Below are 20,775 nucleotides of genomic sequence, written 5' to 3' on the forward strand. Positions count from 1 at the left end.
CGGGATCATGCGTAATCGTTCGGCCGCGGCTTGCTGTTCAGCGAGGTGAGCGCGGCCCCACTCCTCATGCATGAAGGACATGGAAGGCTCCTCAGGGCTCTTCGGGGAACGCGTGGTAGAAGATAAAGATCGGGCGTGTGTCCGGCGGAGGCTCGCTCGACTCGACGCGCGCCTGGGTCAATTCGCGCCACGGCTTCAACACGGCATTGAGCTGGTCGGCGAGTTGCGTGAGCTCATCCTTGGTGAGCCGCAGGTGGCGGCTGCTTCCGAAGGACGCGTGGCGCCAGTCCTCGGGAAGCGTCATATGAGTGCGTTCGAAGTCACGCAGCCGCTCGAACTGGTCGATCACCCACTGTGAAGTCCACGCCTGCAGCGCTCGTTGAGATCGAGAGGATCTCCCGGCCGTCGGTCCAGATCTGCGTCCCGGTCACCTCGCAGGCCAGACCAGCCTCTTGAGGATAGGAGGCCTCCGGGGTCAGCTCTGCTCCGTTTTCGAAGATGGGAGGCTTGTCGAAGAAGGTCCATCGACGGCCATGCGCATCGGTGAACCTGGCCTCGACCCAGCCTGGTTGCGGCTCGTCGCTGATCCAACGAACGACTTGCACCTCAACGTCACCACCCGAACAGCCTGGCAGAGGCTACCCGACGTCAACAAGTCGGGCAGCCGCTGGCAAGCCGGGGGTCGTGTCTCAGGTCGCCGTGCCGGGGTCGGCGAACTGTGCTTCGAGGTCGGCAAGGCGACGGTCCTGGAACCGAAGGTTCGCCCGTGCGGCCTTCAACCGCTCCTCCAAGGTCCGGTTGTCGGTGGTGAGTTGCCGTACTCGCTGTTTGATGGGTGGTGTTCTCAGTGGTGATGCGCTGGATGGCCTCCTGGGTCCACTCGGCCTCCAGATCGCGGACCTGCCCCATGAGCTCGCCGATCCGGGACCGCTGCTGGACGATTTCGGCGTGGGCGGCCTTCAGCGCGTCCTCGGCGTTGAGGGCACGTTCCCGCCAGGTCGCTTCCTGCGCTGCGTCTTGGTCGTCCCGCTCTTGCGCGAGCCGTGTCCGCGTGTCGATCTGGGCTTCGGCCACGGCTGCTCTGGCCTGCGAGTTGGAGTAGAGGAAGGTTCGGGAGACTTCAGCTCGACGGCTGACGGAGGTGACGCTGATCGGGACCTTCTCGCGTCGCATCCGCGCGATCGCGGCGTGGACTCGGTCGAGGGCAGCCAAGGCGCTGTGGCGGCGGGCCGCAACCGCGGCGGCCGTCTTGTGACCGTCGCGGCTGGTCATGCGGACGCCTCTGCAGGGTCGTCGTACTCGCTCCCGCCGGCGTCGTACTCGTCGTAATGCTGCTCGGGTCGCCCTGCCTCGGCGAGGGGGCATCCGTTCAGCAGGGCCATCCGCTCGACCCACGACGCGAACGACTCGCTGTACGCCGGTGCCACCACCAACGCCAGCCGCCGAGGCCAGATCGCCGCCATCTCCGGGGCCGAACCTCCTGCCGTACACGCCGCTACTGTCAACTTCGATGGCGCACTTCCATGTCCGCTTCCAGTTGCTGTGACGGACTGTCATCTCCAAGGCCGCCAGACACTGACAACGGTTTCGCGGGGAAGTCTTGACGTATCAAATGAATGCTTTTTTAATTCGGTTCAGTGACGTGAACCACCCCGAACGGAAGGCAGACGAGGACGTAAGAAGGGGAGCCAGGTTGTGAAGACTCAGATCGACTCCGGCCGGTGCATCGACGTCAGGGATGGAGCTGCGAGATGACCGTGGACGACCGTTTCGGCCCGGAGCTGGAAGAGACGCGCAGGAACCGCCTGCGCGGTACCGTCAGCGAGATCGTCACCGATCCGGTCTCCGACTGGGCCACCGACTTCTCCCACGTCGACCCCCAATGGGCCGCCGACCCGTACCCGATCCAGGACGACCTGCGGCAACGCTGCCCGATCGCGCACACCGAGCGGTTCGGCGGCGTGTGGATCCCCACCCGCTACGAGGACGTCGCGGCCATCGCGTACGACACCGACCGGTTCTCCTCGCGGGCGGTCGTCGTCGGCAATGTCAAGCCGCCCCGGGAGCTCGCGCCGGTGGGCGGCGTCCCGCCGATCTCGTCCGATCCGCCCTTCCATCACGACGCCCGCAAGCTGCTGCTCCCGGCCTTCACCAAGACGGCCGTCGCGCGGCGTGAGGCGTCGACGCGGGCGTTGTGCCACGAGCTGATCGACGGCCTGGAGGGGCGGGAGGTCGTGGACGCGGCCCGCGAGTACGCCCAGTACATCCCGATGCGGGTGATCGCCGACATGCTGGGCTTCCCGCTCGAGGACGCCGACCGGTTCCAGGGGTTCGTGGAGAACGCCCTGGAAAGCGTCAACGAGCCGACCGAGAAACGGCTCGAACGCATCTCCGAGTTGTCGGACTACCTGGTCGCGCAGATCCACGACCACCTGGCCGACCCGCGCGACGACCTCACGACGTACCTGCTCGACGCCGAGCTCAACGGCGCGAAGCTGGACCCGGTCCATGTGGTCGGGACGATGACGTTGCTGCTGATCGCGGGCATCGACACCACCTGGAGCGCGATCGGCGCCTCACTCTGGCACCTCGCCAAGACCCCGGCGGACCGACGGCGCCTGGTCGCCGAACCCGCACTCCTCCCGACGGCCGTGGAGGAATTCCTGCGCGCCTACGCGCCCGTCACCATGGCCCGCCTCGTCAAGCACGACATGCACTGGAACGGCGTCGACATGAAGGCCGACGACTGGATCCTGCTCTCCTTCCCCGCCGCCAACCGCGACCCCGCCCACGTCGACCACCCCGACCACGTCCTCATCGACCGAGAGGTCAACCGCCACGCCGCCTTCGGACTCGGCATCCACCGCTGCGTCGGCTCCCACCTGGCCCGCATGGAACTCCGCACCGCACTCGACGTCTGGCTCCAGCGCATCCCCGACTTCACCCTCGCCGACCCCGACGCCGTCACCTGGGCCGCCAGCCAGGTACGCGGACCACGTACGCTCCCGCTGCGCATCGGGTGATCGAAGCCCGCCGGGGAGGAAGGTGACCGGGTGACCGGTTACGCCGGGCGGGTGTGGTGATTCGTTCGGTGGTCACGTTCCGGGTGGGCGGGCTGTTTAATGCTGCCATGGGCCGAATCGCCGGCGTCACCGCCGCGGAGACTCGTCAACGGTTGTTGCGCGCCGCCGCCGAAGTGTTCGCCGAGCGCGGCTACGACGGCACCCGTGTCGCGGACATCGCCGCCGCCGCCGGGGTGAGCAACGGCGCGTTGTACGCGCACTTCGGCTCCAAGGCCGAACTGCTCGTGGCGGCGCTGGGCGCGCACGGCCGGCGGCGGCTGGCCGACCTGTTCGCCGCCGACCCCGACCGGCCGGTCCCCGATCTGCTCCTGGAGATCGGACGCTGGCTGCCGCAGCGCCGCGACGCCCGCGGCTACCTCATCGTCGAGGCCCTCGTCGCCGCCCGCCGGGACGAGGACGTCGCCAGGCCCATGCGCGACCACGTCGGCGAGAGCGCCGGATCCATGGCCGCGCTGGTACGCCTCGCCCAGGACCGGGGGGAGCTGGACCCGGCGCTGTCGCCCGCCGCGCTGGCCCACTTCTGCCTGCTGCTGTCGATGGGCAGCGCCCTGGTCACACCCGACCTGCACGCCGTCGACGACGAGGAGTGGGCGGCCCTGCTCGCCCGCGTCGTCGGCGCGCTCACCGCCCCCACTTCCGCCCCCGCCCCCGCCCCCGAAGGGAGCACCGCCATGAACGTACGCATCGACCCCGAGCGCTGCCAAGGACACGGCCGCTGCCACGACCTCGCGCCCGCGCTGTTCGGCGAGGACGAGGAGGGTTACGGGCAGGCGCTCGGCGACGGGGTCGTGCCGCCGGACGAGCAGCGGGCGGCCCACCTGGCCGCCGCCAACTGCCCGGAACGCGCGGTCGAACTCTCCTGACCCGCCAAACCATCCGAAGCCGCGGCCTCCACACCCTCTGAAGCCGCGGCTTCCACGGCTGCCGTGATCAGCGGCCAGGCGCTCGACAGCGGGTCGATCAGGCTGAAATGCCCGGCGTCCGCCGGTTCGACCAGGATCGCCGACGTCTCGCCCGCGGCCAGGCGGCGGCTCATCGACACGGGCAGCACCCGGTCCTTGACCCCGTGCACCAGCACCAGCGGCCCCCGGTCGTAGGGCAGCAGGCGCATCGGGTCCACCTCGTCGAGCAGGTCGTCCCGGTCGTGGAGCAGGGCGCGCGCTGCGCCGCCGCCGAGCCCCGCCGTGAACGCCTCACCCAGGTCGCAGACGGCGGCCAGGCCCACCACTCCCAGGATCGCCGGATCGCCGTGCCACCGGGAGCCGGGCGGCAGGCGGTGCCGCAGCGCCGACCACAACGCGAGATGGCCACCCGCGGAGTGGCCCACCAGCAACACCCCGGACGGGCACTCCGCCAGGACGAGCCCGAGCGCCGCGCAGACGTCGTCGAACGTCCCCGGGTGGCCACCGCCCTCCTGGCCCACCCGGCGGTACTCGGGCAACCAGACGGTGTGGCCGAGCGCGGCCAGGGCGGCGGCCATGGGACGGGTGTGCCGCCGGTCGTACCCGGCCAGCCAGTAGCCGCCGTGCAGCAGGACGAGGGGCGGGCGGCCGGTGCCCTCGTAGACGTCGATCACCTGGTCGGGGTGGCTGTCGCCGTAGCGGAGGACGCGGTCGGGCGGGCGTACCGGCCGGGACAGCAGGTCGTGGTAGGACATGTCGTGATCGTAGGAGCGCGTACAGGGGCTTGACCTGGGGTTGCGCTGGCAGGAACGTGCCGTGGGGCGGCAGCAAGAAGACGGGTCGCGTACCGCCGCCGGGGGCCGGGCGCCGCGACGATGGGGGAGTGACGTCCGAGGGAAGTGAGGTTCTGGCCATGTCCCCAATCCGCCGTGTCGTGGTGATCGGCTGTGGGTTGATCGGCACGTCCGTGGCGTGCGCGCTGCGGCGGGCGGGCGTGCGCGTCGAGCTGGCCGACCACGACCCGTGGGCGCTGGCGCAGGCCGCGCGGATGGGGGCGGGCACCGCGCTGCGGGCCGGGGACGGCCCGGCCGACGTGGTGGTCATCGCCACGCCGCCGTCGTCGGTGGCCGCCGTCCTGCGCGAGGCGCAGGCCCGAGGGCTCGGCACGGTCTACACGGACGTGGCCAGCGCCAAGACGCGCGTCCTCGCCGAGGCGGAGCGGATCGGCTGCGACCTGACCGGTTACGTGCCGGGCCACCCGATGGCCGGGCGCGAGATCTCCGGACCGGGGGCGGCGCGGGCGGGGCTGTTCGAGGGCAGGACGTGGGCGCTGTGCCCGCACCCGGCGCTCTCGCCGCGCGCCCTGCGTACGGTGTCGGCGCTCGCGTCCGCCTGCGGGGCCGAGGTGACGTTGCTCGCGCCGGACGCCCACGACCGGGCGGCCGCGGCGGTGTCGCACGTGCCGCTCGTGTTGTCGGCGGCCCTGGCCGCCAGGTTCGCGGCGCAGGGCCCGGACGGGGACCCGGGGGAGATGGGCGCGTTGCCGCTGGCCGCCGGCGCGTTGCGGGACGTGACCCGGGTGGCCGGCAGCCCCGCCGGCATGTGGCGCGACATCCTGGCGCACAACGCGGGCCCGGTGGCCGACCTGCTGGAGGCGATGACCCGCGACCTGGGCCGCGTCGCCGCCGCCCTGCGCGCCGCCGACGACGGCCCGGTGGCCGAGGTGCTGGCCAGGGGGAACGAGGGGCACGCCCGCATCGTCCGCGCGCTGTCGCGCACCCGGGAGCCGGAGCGGGCCGCGTCCTGACCCGGTGGCCGGCGTCCCGGGGGAAGTGCGCACGGGAGGACAAGCGCCCGCCCTCGCCCCCGCCTTATCGTCGCCCCAGGGAGGCTCAGGGGAGGGCGCTGTGCGCGACACGGACCCGGTGGACGTCGACAGGCACGTCACCGACATCTGGAACACGGTGCTCGACGTCGGCGCGCACGAGAGCGACGCCACCTTCGGCGAGCTCGGCGGCACGGCGCTGGCGGCGCTGCGGATGGCCGCCCAGATCCGGGACCGCCTCGGCGTGGCCGTCGACCTGGCCACGCTGCTCCACGACGGCACGCTGGACGCCGTGCTCGGCCAGGTCAGGGCCAGGGCACTCTCGGAGATGTAGGTCCGTGGGCCCGTTGCGAGAATCACGTGCAGACCTTGAGAAGGGACGGCCCATGACCGGCGAACTGAGCCTCTCCGAGCTCCGGGAGAAGGTCGGCGACATCTGGTACGACGTGCTCGACGTGCCCGAGGGACTGGAGGCGGCGACGTTCTCCGACCTCGAAGGGGAGTTCGCAGCCGCGGCGCGGCTGGTCGGGCGGATCAAGGAGGAACTGGGCATCTCCATCGACGTCGGCGACGTCTTCGACGCCGACCCGAACCTGGAGGCCCTGGTGGAGCGCGTCGCCCTGGACGCGCACGTGCCGACGGCGGTGTAGGCCGCGCGATCCGACCCGGGTTCCCGCGGTGCGGCGGGAACCCGGGTTTCCGTCTGTCCGCGGGTTCCCGTCAGGCGGGCAGGGAGCCGAGGTGGTTCTCCTCGGCAGGCAGGGCGGCGTCCTCCAGGGCCCGCGGGCACCCGCACGCGCGGACGCGCGGCAGCCGTCCCACCGTCGCCAGGACCAGCGCCCGCAACCGGTCCAGCCCCTCGTGGAAGATCGTGAACAGCTCGTCCCGGCGTGCTTCCGGGCCCACGCCGAGCCCGGCGTCCAGGTCCGTCACCAGGGCGACGGGCACGTAGCACAGGGCCAGTTCGCGGGCGAGCGTCGCCTCGGGGCAGCCGGTCATGTCGACCAGCGACCAGCCCTGTGCCGCGTACCACTGGGACTCGGCCCGGCTGGACAGGCGCGGGCCCTCGATCACCACCATCGTCCCGCCGTCCACGCAGTCCTGGCCGGTCGCCGCCGCGGCGCCGAGCGCCGTCTCGCGGCCCACCGGGCAGTACGGGTCCGCGAAGGGCACGTGCACGGCCGCGTCGTCGAAGTACGTACGGGCCCGTCCGGAGGTCCGGTCCACGAGCTGGTCGGGCACCACCATCACACCCGGCCCCAGCTCGGGCCGGAGCGAGCCGACCGCGCACGGCGCCAGGATCTGGCGCACGCCCACCGAGTGCAGCGCCCACAGGTTCGCCCGGTAGTTGATGCGGTGCGGCGGCCGGCGGTGGTCGCGGCCGTGCCGGGGCAGGAAGGCGACCGTGCGGCCACCCGCCTCGGTGAGCGAGAGCGGGGCGGACGGTTCACCGTACGGGGTGGTGAGCGTGACCTCGCGTGCGCCGTCGGCGACCGAGGAGAACCCGCTCCCGCCGATGATCCCGATCTCCGCGCTGATTCCGTTCATGATCAGCCTTTCATCGCCGGGGCGGCCGGGACCCGGCGTAGGTGATCCGCCCGGGAAAGGGCATCACGTGCATCGTGGCCCCTCCGCGCGGCCGGGGCATCTCCTGGATTGCCCGACCGGTTCCGATGCCGCACAGCGAAAGAACCCGGCACGCCCGGCCGTGGTTATTCTCGGAACCGAACCTTCGTCGCGCAGGTCATCGGAGAAGAATGCTCGACGCCGATCTTGGATGATCTGTGTCCGGGAAATTCGAATTGTTTCCCGCCGCCAGGATGTGGAGCCGTTCTCATGCCAAAACTGATTCATCTGCCGAAGCCCAGGAAACCGCGTACTCCGGTGACCGCTCTCGACCTGCGCACCCCTTCGGGGCGCCGGCTGCCCTACTGAGGGGGCGGTCGTGTCACGCCGTTTGTTCACCTCCGAATCCGTCACCGAAGGCCACCCCGACAAGATCGCCGACCGGATCAGCGACAGCATCCTGGACGCCCTGCTGGAGAAGGACCCCGGCAGCCGGGTCGCGGTCGAGACGCTGATCACCACGGGCATGGTGCACGTCGCGGGCGAGGTCACCACGCAGACGTACGTCGACATCCCCGCCCTGGTCAGGCAGACCGTCCTCGGGATCGGGTACGACGCCTCCCAGAAGGGCTTCGACGGCGCCTCGTGCGGCGTGTCGGTGTCGATCGGCACCCAGTCGCCCGACATCGCGCTGGGCGTGGACGACGCCTACGAGCACCGCGGCGCGGACGACGCCGACGAACTGGACCGGCAGGGCGCCGGCGACCAGGGGCTGATGTTCGGCTACGCGTGCGAGGAGACGCCCGAGCTGATGCCGCTGCCCATCATGCTGGCCCACCGGCTGGCCCGGCGGCTGGCGGAGGTCCGCAGGGCCGGTACGGTGCCGTACCTGCGGCCGGACGGCAAGACGCAGGTCACCGTCGAGTACGAGGGCGACCGGCCGGTGCGCCTGGACACCGTCGTGGTCTCCACCCAGCACGCGGCGCACGTCGCGCTGGAGGAGCTGCTGACCCCCGACATCACGCGCGAGGTCGTCGAGCCGGTGCTGGCCGGGGCGGGGATCGACACGACCGGGGACCGGCTGCTGATCAACCCCACGGGCCGGTTCGAGGTCGGCGGCCCGATGGGCGACGCGGGCCTGACCGGCCGGAAGATCATCATCGACACGTACGGCGGCATGGCCCGGCACGGCGGCGGCGCCTTCTCCGGCAAGGACCCCTCCAAGGTCGACCGGTCGGGCGCCTACGCCATGCGCTGGGTGGCCAAGAACGTGGTGGCCGCCGGGCTGGCCGGGCGGTGCGAGGTCCAGGTGGCGTACGCGATCGGCAAGGCGCGGCCGGTGGGCCTGTTCGTGGAGTGCTTCGGCACCGAACGCGTGCCCCAGGGACGCATCCACGACGCCGTGCGCGAGGTGTTCGACCTGCGCCCGGCCGCGATCATCAGGGACCTCGACCTGCTGCGTCCCGTCTACGCCGCCACCTCCGCGTACGGGCATTTCGGCCGGGACGAGTTCACATGGGAGCGGGTGAATCGTACCGAGGACCTGCGGGCGGCGGCCGGACTGTGACCGTGGATCCGGCAGGCCGGCGTATGCCCGGGAAAAAGGGAATGGCTGGAAACGGCGGCGGGAAGTCAGCTTCCTGCCGCCGTTCCGCATTTCCCGGGCGGCGCCGGCGGCACATCATGAAAACAGCCTCAAAAAGCTGAGAGAAATTCGGAGGTCGCCGTGCCGGTCATTTCAGAAATCGAGCCCTATCCGATGCCGGACGCCGCCGAGCTGCCGCCCGCCGCGGTCACCTGGACACCCGACCCGCGCCGGGCCGTGCTGCTCCTGGTGGACCTCCAGCACGCCTGCCTCGACCTCTTCCCACCCGGCGAGGCCCCGCTGACCGACCTGGTACGCAACGTGAGGTCACTGCGCGACCTGTGCGCGGGCCTCGGCGTCCCGGTGGCCTACGCGGCCCAGCCGGGCCTGCTGACCGGCGAGCAGCAGGGGCTGGCGAAGGACTTCTGGCGGCGCAGCGACCGACTGGAGCCCGCCCGGCGCGGATTCCCCGACCAGCTCGCCCCGGGGCCGGGCGACTGGATCTTCACCCGGCGGCGCTACAGCGCCTTCCACGAGACCACCCTGCTGTGGTGGTTGCGCGAGTCGGGACGCGACCAGCTCCTCATCGCCGGCGTCTACGCCCACATCGGCGTCCTGACCACCGCGCTGGACGCCTTCACCCACGACATCCAGCCGTACGTGGTGGCCGACGCCGTCGCCGACCTCACCGCCGCCGACCACCGGCAGGCGCTCGGGTACGTCGCCGGCCGCTGCGGCGTCACCCTGACCACCAAGCAACTGCTCGCCGGACTACCGCGCAATTTGTGAGTTGTCAGGCCCGGGTTCGCGACGGACACTGATTCCGCGATCTCCCGGAGCGGGCGCATTCGAAGGGGACCGAAACCATCCACCGGCGATCTCGCCGTGCCGGGACGACGCGTGACCGACGATCCCGGAAGCCGAGGTTTCGCATGGCCACCCACACGGTGTCGACGCCGACCGGCCTGTTGACCGCGCTCAACACCCGGTACCACAAGCCCGCCCTCACCCTCTACCTCGTCGTGGTGCTGGCCCACTGGGCCGAGCACGTCGCCCAGGCCATCCAGGTCTACGTGCTGGGCTGGCCGCTGAAGGAGGCGCGCGGCGTCCTCGGCATGCCCTTCCCCTGGCTGGTCAGTTCCGAGTGGATGCACTACGGCTACGCGCTGCTGATGCTCATCGGCCTGCTCATGCTGCGGTCCGGCTTCACCGGCAGGTCACGTACGTGGTGGAACATCTCCCTGGGCATCCAGGTCTGGCACCACCTGGAGCACCTGCTGCTGCTCCTCCAGGCGATCACCGGGAACAACCTGCTGGGCCGGCCGGTGCCGACGAGCATGATCCAGCTCCTCGTCCCGCGCATGGAGCTGCACCTGTTCTACAACGGGCTGGTCTTCGTGCCCATGGTGGTGGCCATGCTCCTGCACCGCCGTCCCCGCCCGGCCGAGCGGGCGGCGATGCGCTGCGCCTGCGCCGTGTCGCCCGCGTGATGGCGGGCTCCGGGCGCCGCGGGGTCTCCCCGGCCTTCTCGTTCGTCCTCAGCCTGGTGGCGGGCTTCCTGCTGGTCCTGACCGTGCCGAACCTCGGCACGGTCGTCCGTGCCGCCCGCGCCGACGGCGCGCCCGGGGTGTTCGTGCCGCGCACGCTGTCGTGCATCACGCATCCGGGGCACGAGTCCTGCGTCTGGACGGGGGACTTCCGCTCCGACGACGGCGCCATCCGCCGGTCGGACGTCGAGATCTACGGCAGCGACCGCTACACCCACCAGGCCGGGCAGCCGGTCCGCGCGGTGGACATCGGCTCCGGCGGCCGCGTCTACGGGCCGGGCGGGTCGAACGAGTGGGTCTTCAGCGCCCTTCTCCTGGTCGTGGCGCTGGGCCTGCTGTGGTTCCTGCACGCCGGTTCGCTGCGGCGGCTGCTTCCCGGCTCCTCGCGGCCCGGGCTAGCACCGGGTCCCGAGGTCGCCGGCCACTCAGCGGAGGCCGGCGAGCGTGCCGGACAGGAGAGCGGCGAGCGGGCCGGGCGCTGACACCATCGGCCAGCAGCCCGTGTCCAGGGTGTGGAAGTCCCACGACGGCTCGGCGCGTAGCGCGGACACGTCGGGGGACAGACTGCCCTGGAAGTGGTCCAGGGCGCAGACGACGTAGCTGGCCTTCTGCCGCTCCAGCGGAGTGCTGAGCACGGCGGGGTCGGCCACGGCGCGCCCAGGGTGGCCGACGAACCGGGCGGCCAGCCAGCGCGCCTGCGCCGCCGTGAGGCCCTGTCCCTCGGCCACCAGGGTGTGGTCGGGGGCGGGCCAGCGGCCCCCGCCCGTCTCGATCAGGCGCAGCTCCTGCTCCCGCTGCCGGTCGGGGAAGGCGTGCAACATCGAACGGCCGTCGTGCGGCAGGAACGCCTCGACGTACACGGTGTGCGCGACGCGGCCCGGCGCCCGGTCGGCGACCTGCCCGGCCACCAGCCCCGAGTAGCTGTGCCCGACGAGCACGACGTCGCGCAGCCCCTCGTTCTTCAGCAGCGTCAGCACCTCGTCGACGTGCGTCTCCAGGCCGACCCCCGCGACGTCGTCGCGCGGCCCGGACAGGCCGCGCAGGGTGACGGCGCGGGCGTCGTGCCCGAGCAGGCGCAGCCGCCGGACGACAGGCTCCCAGATCCACGCGCCCGACCAGGAGCCCGGCAGGAGGAGGAAGGTCCCCTTCATCTGGATCGTCCTCCTGCTCACGCGACGCCGGCCAGCGGCCCCGGCACGGGGCCACGTGCGAAGTCTGCCCGCGCGGCGGGCAGGTGGAACTCCACCGCCTCGACCGGACGGCCGGTGATCACCGCGACCGCGGCGACGTAGCCGCTGCCGGGCGACAGGACGCGGAAACGCAGGCTCTCCGGCGGGATGTCCAGCGGCCAGCTCAGCAGGGCCGGATCCTCCGCCGGCCCGCTCACCGCCACCTCCGTCGGAGGCACCCGCAGGCCGTGCCCGGTGGCCTTGAGCGCCGCCTCCTTGCGCACCCAGACCTTCGCGAACGCCTCGTACCTGTCCTCCTGAGGGAACGCCTCCAGAACGGTCAGCTCGGCCTCGGTGAGCGCGCAGCGGGCCAGGTCGTCCACCGGGTCGGCCGGTACGGCCTCCACGTCCACGCCCACCGGCCCCTCGGCCGTCACCGCCACCGCCACCCGGTCCTCCGAGTGCGAGACCGACACGTGCAGCGGGAAGCCGCGCGCCCGGACCCGCGGCTTGCCGTGGTACCTGGTGCAGTCCGGGCACGACCGGTCCACCACCACCTCCTCGGGACGGATCCCGAACTGCACGGCGCTCGCGGTGCGCAGCAGCCACGACCCCGTGAGGAACCGCCTGCGGTCGGGCTCGCGGCGGAACCGCGCGGCCCGCTCCAGCTCGGGCTCGCTGAGCACCGACAGCAGGGTCTCCTCCGGATGGTCCCGCGGGCCGGCCCACCAGACCTGGCACTCTCCCGGCGCCACCACAGATGCGATCACTGGTCTTCCTCCCTTACGGCTGTGCTGTTCTGGGACAGGACGTGGCAGGCCACCAGCTCCCACCGGTCCACCTCGGGGTTGGCGAGGGTCTGCGTCACCTCGGCGCGCACCTGGGCGCTCGTCACGGGCTCGTCCACGCGCATCCGGATGACGATGTCCCCGCCGGCCTGGGTGAGGTCCTTGTGCCACTGGCCCGGCAGGAGCGCCATGATGCGGATCCCGTCGATCGGGGAGCCGAGGATCGGCATCCCGCGCACCTGGCGCATCGTCACCTGGATCAGCATGGCTTCGTCGTCGCCGTACGGCGTGAAGGGGCGAACATCGGGTCTCATCTCCATCTCGTCTGCCGGATCTCTGTCTCTCGCACTTTCCACTGTGGGATCCGGGAGGGGCGCGATCCAGGGATGGGGACGTCAGGAAGCTGCAGGCCGCCGCCGCATGCTGTCAGCGTGCCCGGACGATTCCCCGCAGGGGTCCTAGGTCGAAGGTCCCGTGCCGTGCCGACCGGGCGTCCGATCCCGTGGACCGGGGGTGGGTGGCATGGTCGTACCGGAACCAGCGGGGAGGGAGGGACGATGACCGGACCGGACGGACCGAGCCCGGGCGCCGCCCACCCCGCCGCCCTCAAGGGGTGTGCCAACAAATGTCCGCCGGTCGCGGTGCAGCCATGACAGGCCACCGGACCACACACGGACGAAAGGCACACCCATGTCAGCGACCCAGTCCCCGGCCCACGGGCGGCGGCCGGGATGGAGCCTCGCGCTGCTCGCGCTCGGGCACCTGATCATCAGTCTCGACTTCACCATCATCTACGTAGCTCTGCCGGACATCGCAACCGATGTCGGTTTCACGCCGCACACCCTGCAATGGGTGGTCACCGCGTACGCCGTCCTCTACGGAGGCTTCCTGCTGTTCGGCGGCCGGTTGTCCGACCTGATGGGACGCCGGCGCATGTTCGTGCTCGGCCTGGCCCCGTACGCCGCCGCCACCGTACTGGGCGGCCTGGCCACGGTGCCGCCGGTGCTGCTCGCCGCCCGCGCCTTGCAGGGCCTGGCCGGCGCGGTGTTGTTCCCAGCGGTGCTGGCCCTGGTCAACACCACCTTCGCCGAGGGCAGGGAACGCAACCGGGCGCTGACGGTCTGGGCCATGGCGGGAGCCGGCGGGCTCACGGCGGGCTCGCTGGCGGGCGGGGTGCTCACCCAGGCCCTGGGCTGGCAGGCCGTGTTCTACGTCAACGTCCCGCTGGCCGCGGCGGGCGCCGTCGCCGCGTTCGCCCTGCTGCCCGCCGACGGCCGGGTCGCCAGGGGAGGCGTCGACGTGCCCGGAACCCTGACCGGCACCGCGGGCGTCACGCTGCTGATCTTCGCGGTCGCGCACGGCTCCGAGGCCGGCTGGGCGCGGGGCGAGGCGATCGCCGCCGCCGTCCTCGCGGTGGTCCTGCTGGCCGTGTTCCTGCGCCTCCTGGCCCGTGGCCGGACGCCGTTGATGCCGCTGCGGTTGTTCCGCAACCGCGCGCTCAGCGGGGCGGTCGTGGTCATCCTGGTGTTCGGGCTGACGATGCAGGCCGTGCCGTACTTCCTGACGCTGTACTTCCAGGACGTCCTCGGCTTCAGCGCCCTGGAGACCGGGCTGGCGTTCCTCGGCCCGACGTTGTCGATCACGGCCGGCAACGTCCTCAGCGAGCGGCTGGTCCACCGCCTCGGCACCCGCGGCGCGCTGATCATCGGCATCCTCGCCAACGCCGCGGGCGCCGTGCTCCTGGCGCCCGGCATGCACGGGGACGGCTCGCTGCTCACCGTCCTGGCCGGGGTCGTCGTCATCGGCCTGGGCATGGGCATCACGTACGAGGCCATGTGGATCGCCGCCGGCACCGGCGTCCCGGCGGAGGAGCAGGGCCTGGCCTCCGGGGTGGCCTCCACCGCGTTGCAGGTGGGGACGGCCGCCGGCCTCGCGGTCCTGGTGGCCGTCGCCAACCACGGCATCGAGGGGCTGGCGGGGCAGGCCCTGCGCGCCGCCTCCACCGAAGGGATGCGCGCCGCCGTCTACGTCCTGGGCGCCGTCATGCTGACAGCCGTCCTGGCCGCCCTCAGGCTCCCCGCCCGGGCCCGGTCGCACGTGTGACCGTGCGCCCCGCGTGCGGGGCCTGCAGTGCGGCCTACAAGGGAAGGTTGCCGTGTTTGCGCGGTGCTACGTGCTTGCGCTTGTCGCGCAGCATGGCCAGCCCGCGCGCCACCGCCGAGCGTGTCTCCACCGGGTCGATCACGGCGTCGACCAGGCCGCGTTCGGCGGTGTAGGCCGGCTGCACCAGCTCGCGGGTGTACTGCTCCAGCAGCTCGGCCCGGCGGCCGGCGGGGTCGGCCGCCGCGGCCAGCTCCTTGCGGTGGATGATGTTGACCGCGCCCTCGGCGCCCATCACGGCGATCTCGTTGGTCGGCCAGGCGAGCGACAGGTCGGTGCCGATCGAACGGGAGTCCATCACGATGTACGCCCCGCCGTACGCCTTCCTGAGAATGACCTGGATGCGCGGCACGGTCGCCTCGCAGTAGGCGTAGAGCAGCTTGGCGCCGTGCCGGATGACGCCCGCGTGCTCCTGCTCCTTGCCCGGCAGGAAGCCCGGCACGTCCACGAGCGTGACCAGCGGGATGGAGAAGGCATCGCAGAACCTGACGAACCGGGCGGCCTTCTCCGCGGCCGACACGTCCAGCACGCCCGCCAGCACCGTCGGCTGGTTGCCCACCACGCCCACGACCTGGCCGTCGATCCGGGCCAGCGCGCAGATCACGTTGGGCGCCCAGCTCTGGTGCAGTTCGAGGAAGTCGCCGTCGTCCACCAGCTCGGCCAGGACCAGGCGCATGTCGTACGGCTTGTTCGGCTCCACCGGCACGATCTCGGCCAGCCGGGGCCGGGCGTCGCCGGCCGCGCCGCGCGCGGGCAACGCCGGCGGGCGGCTCAGGTTGTTGCCCGGCAACATCGCGACCAGGTCGCGTACGGCGGCCAGGCAGCTCTCCTCGTCGTCGTGCACGAACGTGGCCAGCCCCGACCGGGTGGCGTGCACCTGCGCGCCGCCCAGCTCGGCGTGCGTGATGCGCTCGCCGGTGACCGCCTCCACCACGTCCGGGCCGGTCAGGTAGAGCTGGGCGGTGTCGCGCACCATGAACGTGAAGTCGGCCAGCGCCGTCGAGTAGGCCGCGCCGCCCGCGCAGGGGCCGAGCACGACGGCGATCTGCGGGATCACCCCGGACGCCTGAACGTTGCGCTGGAAGATGCCGCCGTAGCCGTTGAGCGACAACACGCCCTCCTGGATACGGGCCCCGCCGCTGTCGTTGAGCCCGATGAACGGCGACCCGCTGGACAGCGCCAGGTCCATCACCTTGTGGATCTTCTGCGCGTGCGCCTCGCCGAGCGAGCCGCCGAAGACGGTGAAGTCCTGCGCGTAGACGAAGACCCGGCGGCCGTCGATGGTTCCGGATCCTGCCACGACCCCGTCGGTGTGCGGGCGCTGGCGTTCCATGCCGAGGCCCTGGGCCCGGTGCCGGCGGAACATCTCGATCTCCAGGAACGAGCCCTCGTCCAGCAGCAGGTCGAGCCGTTCGCGCGCGGTGCGCTTGCCCAGCGAGTGCTGCCGTTCCACGGCCTGCGGGTGGCCGCGCGCGATGTCCTCACGCGCGCCGGCGAGCTCCTCGCGCAGACGGTCCATGGCCGGCGGGGCTTCCTGGAGGACCTCGGGGGAGATGCTCATCGTTTCCTCCTCGGACTCTTCCGGTACGTCCAGTTAAAGATCGATGGCCGCCGGATGTCACCTCCTCCAGTGCTTGACCCGGCCGGACGTGGCAGGAAGCGGCAACGGCCTGCAGCTTGCTGCCTCGCCGAAGCCTGGTTCATGGCCCCGCCGACGCGCAAAGTTGGAAGTGCGAGGAAACACCGAGAACAACCGCCGAGAAAGAGGCAGTGAAATGACGAACAGCATTGTTGCCAAGAGAATTTCCCAGTGGATTATCGCGATCGTCTCCGGGATCGTCGTCTGGGCCTTGGGTGCCACCGCCGCGCAGGCCGCCGTCGCTGCCGGCCCGGGTGTGGTGAAGGCCGAGGGCAACACCTGGCCCGCGCCCGCCGGCCCCGACGGGAACACCTGGCCGATTCCTTCCCCGCTGGGCAACACCTGGCCGTAAAAGGCCCCGACCACAGAAAGGAATTGACCGTACATTTCCCCGAGGAGGTCTGCTTATTGGAGAAGAGCCGGAGAATGACGAAACCCCCGCGATCGGGTCGCGGGGGTTCGTCCGTGTGCGGCGCGTTTCGTTTGCGGTGCTTTCGTGTGCGGCGCTTTCGTGTGCGAGAGGAAGGAGGGGATCAGATCCAGTGCTCCTCCTTGGCGCGCAGCGCGGCCTGGAAGCGGTTGACGGCGCCGAGCCTGGCCATGAGGTCGGCGACGTAGCGCCGGTAGGTGCGTACCGAGATGTCGAGCTCGCGGGCGGCGATCTCGTCCTTGTCGGCCGTGGCCATCACCGCCAGCACCCGCTGCTCCATCTTCGACAGCGCCGGCTCCTCGCCGGGCGGGTCGAGGTGGTCGGCCAGCGGCACGGCGGCCTTCCAGAGGCCCTCGAAGTAGATGACGAGCTGGGAGATCAGGCCGGGCTCGCGCACCAGCAGCGCCCCCGTGGAATGGGCCTTCGGGTCGATCGGGACGACGGCGACGCTGCGGTCGTACATGAGCATGCGGTCCATCGGCTGGTCGGTGACGCGGATCTGGGCGCCCAGGTGCGCCAGCTCGCGCAGGTAGGACACCATGCGCTGGTCCTCCAGCGCCTTGGGGTGGAAGATCTCGCGCAGGGCCAGGCCGCGCCGCAGCGAGCGCGTGTCGAGCGGCAGCGCCGACTCGATCATCACCTCGTTGAACGGGCCGCCCGGGTGCAGGCAGAGCGTCTCCTTGTAGGAGAAGAAGGCCAGGTCGTCCAGGCGCTGGCGGACCCGCGCGCCGCTCTCCACCCGTTCGATGTCCAGCACCGGGGAGGACCGGTCGCCCTCCCGCTTGTCCTCCAGGAAGCTGGAGATCGCGTCGCGGGCGCCGAACACCCGGCGGATCTCGGCGTTCAGCTCCTCAAGGCGCTGCTCGACCAGGCGCTCGATCGCGATCCTCGGCTCGGTCGCGGTGACCCGGTGGCGGTCGTTCAGGTCGAGCATGGCGAGCCGGTCGAGCGTCTCGACCGCCGACTCCACCGTCTCGGGATCGAGGTCCAGGGCCTCGGGCACCGAGCCGACGCTCTCGCCCCGATGGCGCAGGAAATAGCGGTAGACCGCCTCCGCTTCGGGGGTGACTCCAATGACGGACAGATCCACGCCCCACCTCCCGGGGTCGGCGGCCGGAGCTTCAGTTCCATTATCGGAATCCAGACGGCGCGCACTCCTCGCAGCTTGCGGTTCCTGGCCGGCTCGGTCAGGGCACCGGACAGGGCAGCACGGTGGCCCCGGACGCGGCCCGGTAGCACAGCGCGCCCGGGCAGAGCACCTTGACCACCGGTCCGTCGCCGTCCGCCCGTACGGCGACGGGCTCGTGCCCGAACCGGCGCGCGGCGATCTCCGGCCAGCCGGACGGGCGCAGCCCGCTCACCTCGTCGACCAGCCGGGGATCGGCGTCGACGGCCAGGCGCTCCAGATAGGCGGCGTAGTCGGCCTCCCGCTGCCACACGGCGAACCGGCGCAGGCAGTCGGGCAGCTCCAGCGTGCTCCACGGCTGGGCCTTGGCCGCCATCGCGCGCAGGAACGCCTCGCACACGGCCTGCCTCACCGTACGGCCGGCCGCCGCAGCCAGCGTCGCGCCCTCGCCGCCGACGGTCACCAGGGCGACCCGGAGATCGGGCACCGACAACACGAACGCCGACATCCGCAGCCCCAGCCCCGAGGCCGCGGCCGTCACACCGGCCGGCAGCAGGCGGCCGAGCGCGGCCGAGACCCGCAGCAGCGGCTCGCGCGGCTCGGCCCACCAGCGGGCGACCACGTCGTGGGCGACCACCTCGGCGATCGCCTCCGGCACGCCGCTGTCCACCACGCCGCTCGTCGCGGGCTCGACCAGGCATTCGTGCCCGCCCGCCCACACGACCTCCGCGGGCAGCCGGTAGCGCCGCCCGCTGAGCAGGCCGGTGCCGGGCACGTGCAGGCCGAGGCCCGCGGGCGGGTCGGCGACGAAGTCCGACAGGCGCAGCTCCGTCCCCGCCTGTACGGTCCTGTGCCTGTCGCCGGGCAGCCGGCGCAGGCCGCGCAGGGCGGCCAGCCGGGTCAGGGCCCGCGCCCTGGTCTGGGCCTCGTAGCCGGAGAAGCCGGCGACGATGACGGCGAGCTCGTCGGCCGGCGACTCGGCGCAGGCCAGATGAACGGCGCCACCAAAACACTCGGCCATGGGCGCCGCCACGGGCGCGGCCGTCGGCTCGGTCGTCGGCTCGGTCGTCCCGTGGGTCGCCTCACCGGTCGTCCCGCCGGTCGCCTCAGCGGTCGCCTCAGCGGTCGCCGCAGCGGTCGTCTCGCCGGGCGCCTCCGTCACCGGCCACGAGCCCGCGGGCGTGGATGCCATCGCTTCTCCTCCGGAGCGCGACGGCCGTCGGAGCCGCCGCACACCCAGTACACGCGCAGCTCAGCGGGCCCGTCAACGATCCGGACGCCATCCCGCAATCCGGGAGAAACGTCAGCAAGCTGCCACGCCCGCCAGCTTGCTGACGCCGCCGGACCCCCTGCGGACGCCCCCCGCCCGGCACCGTGGAAGGCGGAACCAGCCCACGAGCGGAGCAGCGAGAAGGCATGCCATGGACTCTTTCAACATCGCCGGACGATTCCTCGACCAGGCCGACGGCGCCAGGACCGCGCTGCTCACCCGCGAGGGCCGCGTGGACTACGCGACGCTGCGCGCCCTGGCCGCCCGCGCCGGCAACGCGCTGCGCGAGCTCGGCGTACGCCGCGGCGACCGGGTGCTCATCGCCGCCGACGACAGCGTCGAGTCGGTCGCCACCTGGTACGGCGCCCAGAAGATCGGCGCGGTCACCGCCGAGGTCTACACGTTCCTGCGGCCCAAGGACTACCGCTACTTCGCCGGCTACGCCCGTCCCCGGCTGGTGGTCGCGGGGCCGTCCGCGCTGGAGAGCCTGCGCGCGGCGGGGCTGACCGGGATGCTCGTGACCGGCGTACCGCGCCACCTGCTGCGCCCCGGCGAGCACCACTTCGACACCCTGGTCGCCGCGCAGGACGCCCGGCTGGACCCGGTGCCGGTCGCGGCCGGGGACGTGGCGCTGTGGAAGTTCACCACCGGCAGCACCGGCGCGCCGCGCGCCTGCGTGCTGCCCGCCAGGAGCCCGCACGTCAGCTTCGACTCCTACGCCCGGGGCGTGCTGGACCTGCGGCCGGACGACGTGGTCCTGCCCGTGCCCAAGCTGTTCTTCGGCTACGCCCGCGACCTGACCGCCCTGTTCCCCTTCGGCGTCGGCGCGGCCGGCGTGATCTTCCCCGAGCGCAGCCGGGTCGAGACGATCTTCGAGCTGATCGCCGAGCACCGGCCCACGGTCCTGGTGAACGTGCCCACCATGATGAGCGCCATGCTCGCCCACCCCGACGCCGGCCGGCAGGACCTGAGCTGCCTGCGGCTGTGCACGTCGGCGGGGGAGGCGCTGCCGCCGGAACTGCACCGCCGCTGGAGCGACACCTTCGGCGTGGAGGTCGTGGACGGGCTCGGCTCCTCCGAGGCGTACCACATCTTCCTGTCCAACCGGCCGGGACGGGTGCGGCCGGGCACGCTCGGCCAGGTCGTCCCCGGCTACCGCGCCCGGGTCGTGGACCCCGAGGGGCGCGACGTCCCCGACGGCGGGACCGGGCGGCTGGAGGTCAGCGGCGACGCGGTCGCGCTGGAGTACTGGCAGGACCCGGACAAGACGGCCGCCACGTTCGTGGGCGGGCGGACCGTGCGCTCGGGCGACCTGGTGAGCAGGGACGCCGACGGCTACTTCCGCTACCAGGGGCGGGCCGACGACATGCTCAAGGTGGGCGGGTCCTGGGTGGCGCCCGCCGAGATCGAGAACTGCCTGCGCGAGCACCCGGCCGTCGTGGAGTGCGCGGTGGTCGGGTACGAGCTGCGCGGGCTGACCCGGCCGCACGCGTACGTGGTGGCGACGGGCACGGTCGAGCCCGGCGAGCTGAAGGCGTTCGTACGGGCCCGGCTGGCGGCCCAGAAGTTCCCCCGGAAGATCACGTTCGTGCCGCGGCTGCCGCAGACGGCGTCGGGCAAGGTGGACCGGCGCGCGCTGGAGGCCGGGGTGTGAGGAGCGGGCGCGCCCGGGACTGGGGGAGTTC

At 72.1% G+C, this 20,775-nt stretch carries 23 protein-coding genes; 12 read left to right on the forward strand and 11 right to left on the reverse strand.

All coding sequences use genetic code 11. From position 1 onward, the window contains the following. Positions 1-91: 91 nt before the first annotated feature. The 3 genes from DMB42_RS27340 to DMB42_RS27350 all read right to left on the reverse strand — a co-directional run bounded on the left by DMB42_RS27340 (position 92) and on the right by DMB42_RS27350 (position 1,463). Positions 92-349 (reverse strand): hypothetical protein, encoded by a 258-nt coding sequence (locus DMB42_RS27340; protein ID WP_125637898.1) that lies wholly within the window; start codon positions 347-349, stop codon positions 92-94. Positions 350-648: 299 nt separating this feature from the next. Beyond that, a complete protein-coding gene (locus tag DMB42_RS27345) occupies positions 649-1,272 on the reverse strand; it encodes a DUF6262 family protein (RefSeq protein WP_221762362.1) in 624 nt (207 codons plus the stop codon). Further along, positions 1,269-1,463: a hypothetical protein gene (locus DMB42_RS27350; RefSeq protein WP_125637899.1), complete on the reverse strand. Its 195-nt coding sequence runs from the start codon at positions 1,461-1,463 to the stop codon at positions 1,269-1,271. The genes DMB42_RS27345 and DMB42_RS27350 overlap by 4 nt, the downstream gene beginning before the upstream one ends. 288 nt (positions 1,464-1,751) lie before the next feature. On the opposite strand from DMB42_RS27350, the gene DMB42_RS27355 reads away from it, so the two are divergent. Beyond that, the gene (locus DMB42_RS27355) at positions 1,752-3,023 is read left to right on the forward strand and encodes a cytochrome P450 (RefSeq protein WP_125637900.1); all 1,272 of its coding nucleotides are present in this window, start codon (positions 1,752-1,754) and stop codon (positions 3,021-3,023) included. A gap of 107 nt (positions 3,024-3,130) precedes the next feature. Then, on the forward strand, positions 3,131-3,946 hold the full coding sequence (locus DMB42_RS27360) for a TetR family transcriptional regulator (RefSeq protein WP_260477979.1): 816 nt from the start codon (positions 3,131-3,133) through the stop codon (positions 3,944-3,946). Here the strand turns inward: DMB42_RS27360 and DMB42_RS55195 are convergent. Next, entirely contained in the window at positions 3,844-4,740 is an 897-nt protein-coding gene (locus DMB42_RS55195; RefSeq protein WP_125637901.1) for an alpha/beta hydrolase, read from the reverse strand. The genes DMB42_RS27360 and DMB42_RS55195 overlap by 103 nt on opposite strands. 158 nt (positions 4,741-4,898) lie before the next feature. Here DMB42_RS55195 and DMB42_RS27375 point away from each other — a divergent pair, with 158 nt between their 5' ends. The 3 genes from DMB42_RS27375 (at position 4,899) to DMB42_RS27385 (ending at position 6,460) form a co-directional block, all read left to right on the forward strand. Then, positions 4,899-5,792, forward strand: a complete 894-nt coding sequence (locus DMB42_RS27375) for a prephenate dehydrogenase (RefSeq protein ID WP_125637902.1) — start codon at positions 4,899-4,901, stop codon at positions 5,790-5,792. A 100-nt stretch (positions 5,793-5,892) separates the two neighbouring features. Further along, on the forward strand, positions 5,893-6,144 hold the full coding sequence (locus tag DMB42_RS27380) for a phosphopantetheine-binding protein (protein ID WP_185844885.1): 252 nt from the start codon (positions 5,893-5,895) through the stop codon (positions 6,142-6,144). Between the two features lie 52 nt (positions 6,145-6,196). Further along, positions 6,197-6,460, forward strand: coding sequence for an acyl carrier protein (locus tag DMB42_RS27385; RefSeq protein WP_125637904.1), 264 nt, complete (start codon positions 6,197-6,199; stop codon positions 6,458-6,460). A 70-nt stretch (positions 6,461-6,530) separates the two neighbouring features. On the opposite strand, the gene DMB42_RS27390 is transcribed toward DMB42_RS27385, so the two are convergent. Beyond that, the gene (locus DMB42_RS27390) at positions 6,531-7,358 is read right to left on the reverse strand and encodes an S-methyl-5'-thioadenosine phosphorylase (protein WP_125637905.1); all 828 of its coding nucleotides are present in this window, start codon (positions 7,356-7,358) and stop codon (positions 6,531-6,533) included. Between the two features lie 397 nt (positions 7,359-7,755). On the opposite strand from DMB42_RS27390, the gene metK reads away from it, so the two are divergent. From metK to DMB42_RS27410, 4 genes are all read left to right on the forward strand, one after another. Beyond that, complete coding sequence (gene metK, locus DMB42_RS27395; protein WP_125637906.1) at positions 7,756-8,943, forward strand: methionine adenosyltransferase; 1,188 nt, start codon at positions 7,756-7,758, stop codon at positions 8,941-8,943. A gap of 159 nt (positions 8,944-9,102) precedes the next feature. Beyond that, positions 9,103-9,750 carry an isochorismatase family protein gene (locus DMB42_RS27400; RefSeq protein WP_260477980.1) on the forward strand — a complete coding sequence of 216 codons (648 nt, stop codon included), beginning with the start codon at positions 9,103-9,105 and terminating at the stop codon, positions 9,748-9,750. A 143-nt stretch (positions 9,751-9,893) separates the two neighbouring features. Further along, positions 9,894-10,451: a hypothetical protein gene (locus DMB42_RS27405; protein ID WP_125637907.1), complete on the forward strand. Its 558-nt coding sequence runs from the start codon at positions 9,894-9,896 to the stop codon at positions 10,449-10,451. Then, positions 10,451-10,990: a hypothetical protein gene (locus DMB42_RS27410; RefSeq protein WP_125637908.1), complete on the forward strand. Its 540-nt coding sequence runs from the start codon at positions 10,451-10,453 to the stop codon at positions 10,988-10,990. The genes DMB42_RS27405 and DMB42_RS27410 overlap by 1 nt, the downstream gene beginning before the upstream one ends. Here DMB42_RS27410 and DMB42_RS27415 read toward each other — a convergent pair. Genes DMB42_RS27415 through DMB42_RS27425 form a run of 3 tightly spaced genes read right to left on the reverse strand, consistent with a single transcriptional unit; the run spans position 10,934 to position 12,779 of the window. After that, complete coding sequence (locus DMB42_RS27415; RefSeq protein WP_125637909.1) at positions 10,934-11,659, reverse strand: alpha/beta fold hydrolase; 726 nt, start codon at positions 11,657-11,659, stop codon at positions 10,934-10,936. The genes DMB42_RS27410 and DMB42_RS27415 overlap by 57 nt on opposite strands. Positions 11,660-11,676: 17 nt before the next feature. Continuing rightward, complete coding sequence (locus tag DMB42_RS27420; protein WP_260477981.1) at positions 11,677-12,447, reverse strand: 4'-phosphopantetheinyl transferase superfamily protein; 771 nt, start codon at positions 12,445-12,447, stop codon at positions 11,677-11,679. After that, entirely contained in the window at positions 12,444-12,779 is a 336-nt protein-coding gene (locus DMB42_RS27425; protein WP_260477982.1) for a hypothetical protein, read from the reverse strand. Before DMB42_RS27425 ends, DMB42_RS27420 begins: the two co-directional genes overlap by 4 nt. Positions 12,780-13,155: 376 nt before the next feature. On the opposite strand from DMB42_RS27425, the gene DMB42_RS27430 reads away from it, so the two are divergent. Continuing rightward, a complete protein-coding gene (locus DMB42_RS27430; RefSeq protein ID WP_125637910.1) occupies positions 13,156-14,568 on the forward strand; it encodes an MFS transporter in 1,413 nt (470 codons plus the stop codon). A gap of 34 nt (positions 14,569-14,602) precedes the next feature. Here DMB42_RS27430 and DMB42_RS27435 read toward each other — a convergent pair whose 3' ends face one another. Next, entirely contained in the window at positions 14,603-16,186 is a 1,584-nt protein-coding gene (locus DMB42_RS27435; RefSeq protein ID WP_125637911.1) for an acyl-CoA carboxylase subunit beta, read from the reverse strand. A 214-nt stretch (positions 16,187-16,400) separates the two neighbouring features. Here DMB42_RS27435 and DMB42_RS27440 point away from each other — a divergent pair, with 214 nt between their 5' ends. Continuing rightward, complete coding sequence (locus DMB42_RS27440) at positions 16,401-16,616, forward strand: hypothetical protein (RefSeq protein ID WP_125637912.1); 216 nt, start codon at positions 16,401-16,403, stop codon at positions 16,614-16,616. A 181-nt stretch (positions 16,617-16,797) separates the two neighbouring features. Here DMB42_RS27440 and DMB42_RS27445 read toward each other — a convergent pair whose 3' ends face one another. After that, a complete protein-coding gene (locus DMB42_RS27445; protein ID WP_125637913.1) occupies positions 16,798-17,784 on the reverse strand; it encodes a helix-turn-helix transcriptional regulator in 987 nt (328 codons plus the stop codon). 97 nt (positions 17,785-17,881) lie between these two features. Then, positions 17,882-19,012: a hypothetical protein gene (locus tag DMB42_RS27450; RefSeq protein ID WP_125637914.1), complete on the reverse strand. Its 1,131-nt coding sequence runs from the start codon at positions 19,010-19,012 to the stop codon at positions 17,882-17,884. 229 nt (positions 19,013-19,241) lie between these two features. Here DMB42_RS27450 and DMB42_RS27455 point away from each other — a divergent pair, with 229 nt between their 5' ends. Beyond that, a complete protein-coding gene (locus DMB42_RS27455) occupies positions 19,242-20,744 on the forward strand; it encodes a benzoate-CoA ligase family protein (protein WP_125637915.1) in 1,503 nt (500 codons plus the stop codon). Positions 20,745-20,775: the final 31 nt, after the last annotated feature.

Source organism: Nonomuraea sp. WAC 01424, from assembly GCF_003947315.1.
GTDB classification, from domain to species: Bacteria; Actinomycetota; Actinomycetes; order Streptosporangiales; family Streptosporangiaceae; genus Nonomuraea; species Nonomuraea spiralis.

Bases quoted from the DNA above. Each gene is read 5' to 3' on its own strand.
- DMB42_RS27415 (WP_125637909.1), bottom strand. From the start codon at position 11,659: ATGAAGGGGACCTTCCTCCTCCTGCCGGGCTCCTGGTCGGGCGCGTGG.
- DMB42_RS27360 (WP_260477979.1), top strand. From the start codon at position 3,131: ATGGGCCGAATCGCCGGCGTCACCGCCGCGGAGACTCGTCAACGGTTG.
- DMB42_RS27425 (WP_260477982.1), bottom strand. From the start codon at position 12,779: ATGAGACCCGATGTTCGCCCCTTCACGCCGTACGGCGACGACGAAGCC.
- DMB42_RS27440 (WP_125637912.1), top strand. From the start codon at position 16,401: ATGACGAACAGCATTGTTGCCAAGAGAATTTCCCAGTGGATTATCGCG.
- DMB42_RS27450 (WP_125637914.1), bottom strand. From the start codon at position 19,012: ATGGCATCCACGCCCGCGGGCTCGTGGCCGGTGACGGAGGCGCCCGGC.
- DMB42_RS27345 (WP_221762362.1), bottom strand. From the start codon at position 1,272: ATGACCAGCCGCGACGGTCACAAGACGGCCGCCGCGGTTGCGGCCCGC.
- DMB42_RS55195 (WP_125637901.1), bottom strand. From the start codon at position 4,740: ATGTCCTACCACGACCTGCTGTCCCGGCCGGTACGCCCGCCCGACCGC.
- DMB42_RS27405 (WP_125637907.1), top strand. From the start codon at position 9,894: ATGGCCACCCACACGGTGTCGACGCCGACCGGCCTGTTGACCGCGCTC.
- DMB42_RS27350 (WP_125637899.1), bottom strand. From the start codon at position 1,463: ATGGCGGCGATCTGGCCTCGGCGGCTGGCGTTGGTGGTGGCACCGGCG.
- DMB42_RS27430 (WP_125637910.1), top strand. From the start codon at position 13,156: ATGTCAGCGACCCAGTCCCCGGCCCACGGGCGGCGGCCGGGATGGAGC.
- DMB42_RS27410 (WP_125637908.1), top strand. From the start codon at position 10,451: ATGGCGGGCTCCGGGCGCCGCGGGGTCTCCCCGGCCTTCTCGTTCGTC.
- DMB42_RS27385 (WP_125637904.1), top strand. From the start codon at position 6,197: ATGACCGGCGAACTGAGCCTCTCCGAGCTCCGGGAGAAGGTCGGCGAC.
- DMB42_RS27375 (WP_125637902.1), top strand. From the start codon at position 4,899: ATGTCCCCAATCCGCCGTGTCGTGGTGATCGGCTGTGGGTTGATCGGC.
- DMB42_RS27390 (WP_125637905.1), bottom strand. From the start codon at position 7,358: ATGAACGGAATCAGCGCGGAGATCGGGATCATCGGCGGGAGCGGGTTC.
- DMB42_RS27355 (WP_125637900.1), top strand. From the start codon at position 1,752: ATGACCGTGGACGACCGTTTCGGCCCGGAGCTGGAAGAGACGCGCAGG.
- DMB42_RS27455 (WP_125637915.1), top strand. From the start codon at position 19,242: ATGGACTCTTTCAACATCGCCGGACGATTCCTCGACCAGGCCGACGGC.
- DMB42_RS27435 (WP_125637911.1), bottom strand. From the start codon at position 16,186: ATGAGCATCTCCCCCGAGGTCCTCCAGGAAGCCCCGCCGGCCATGGAC.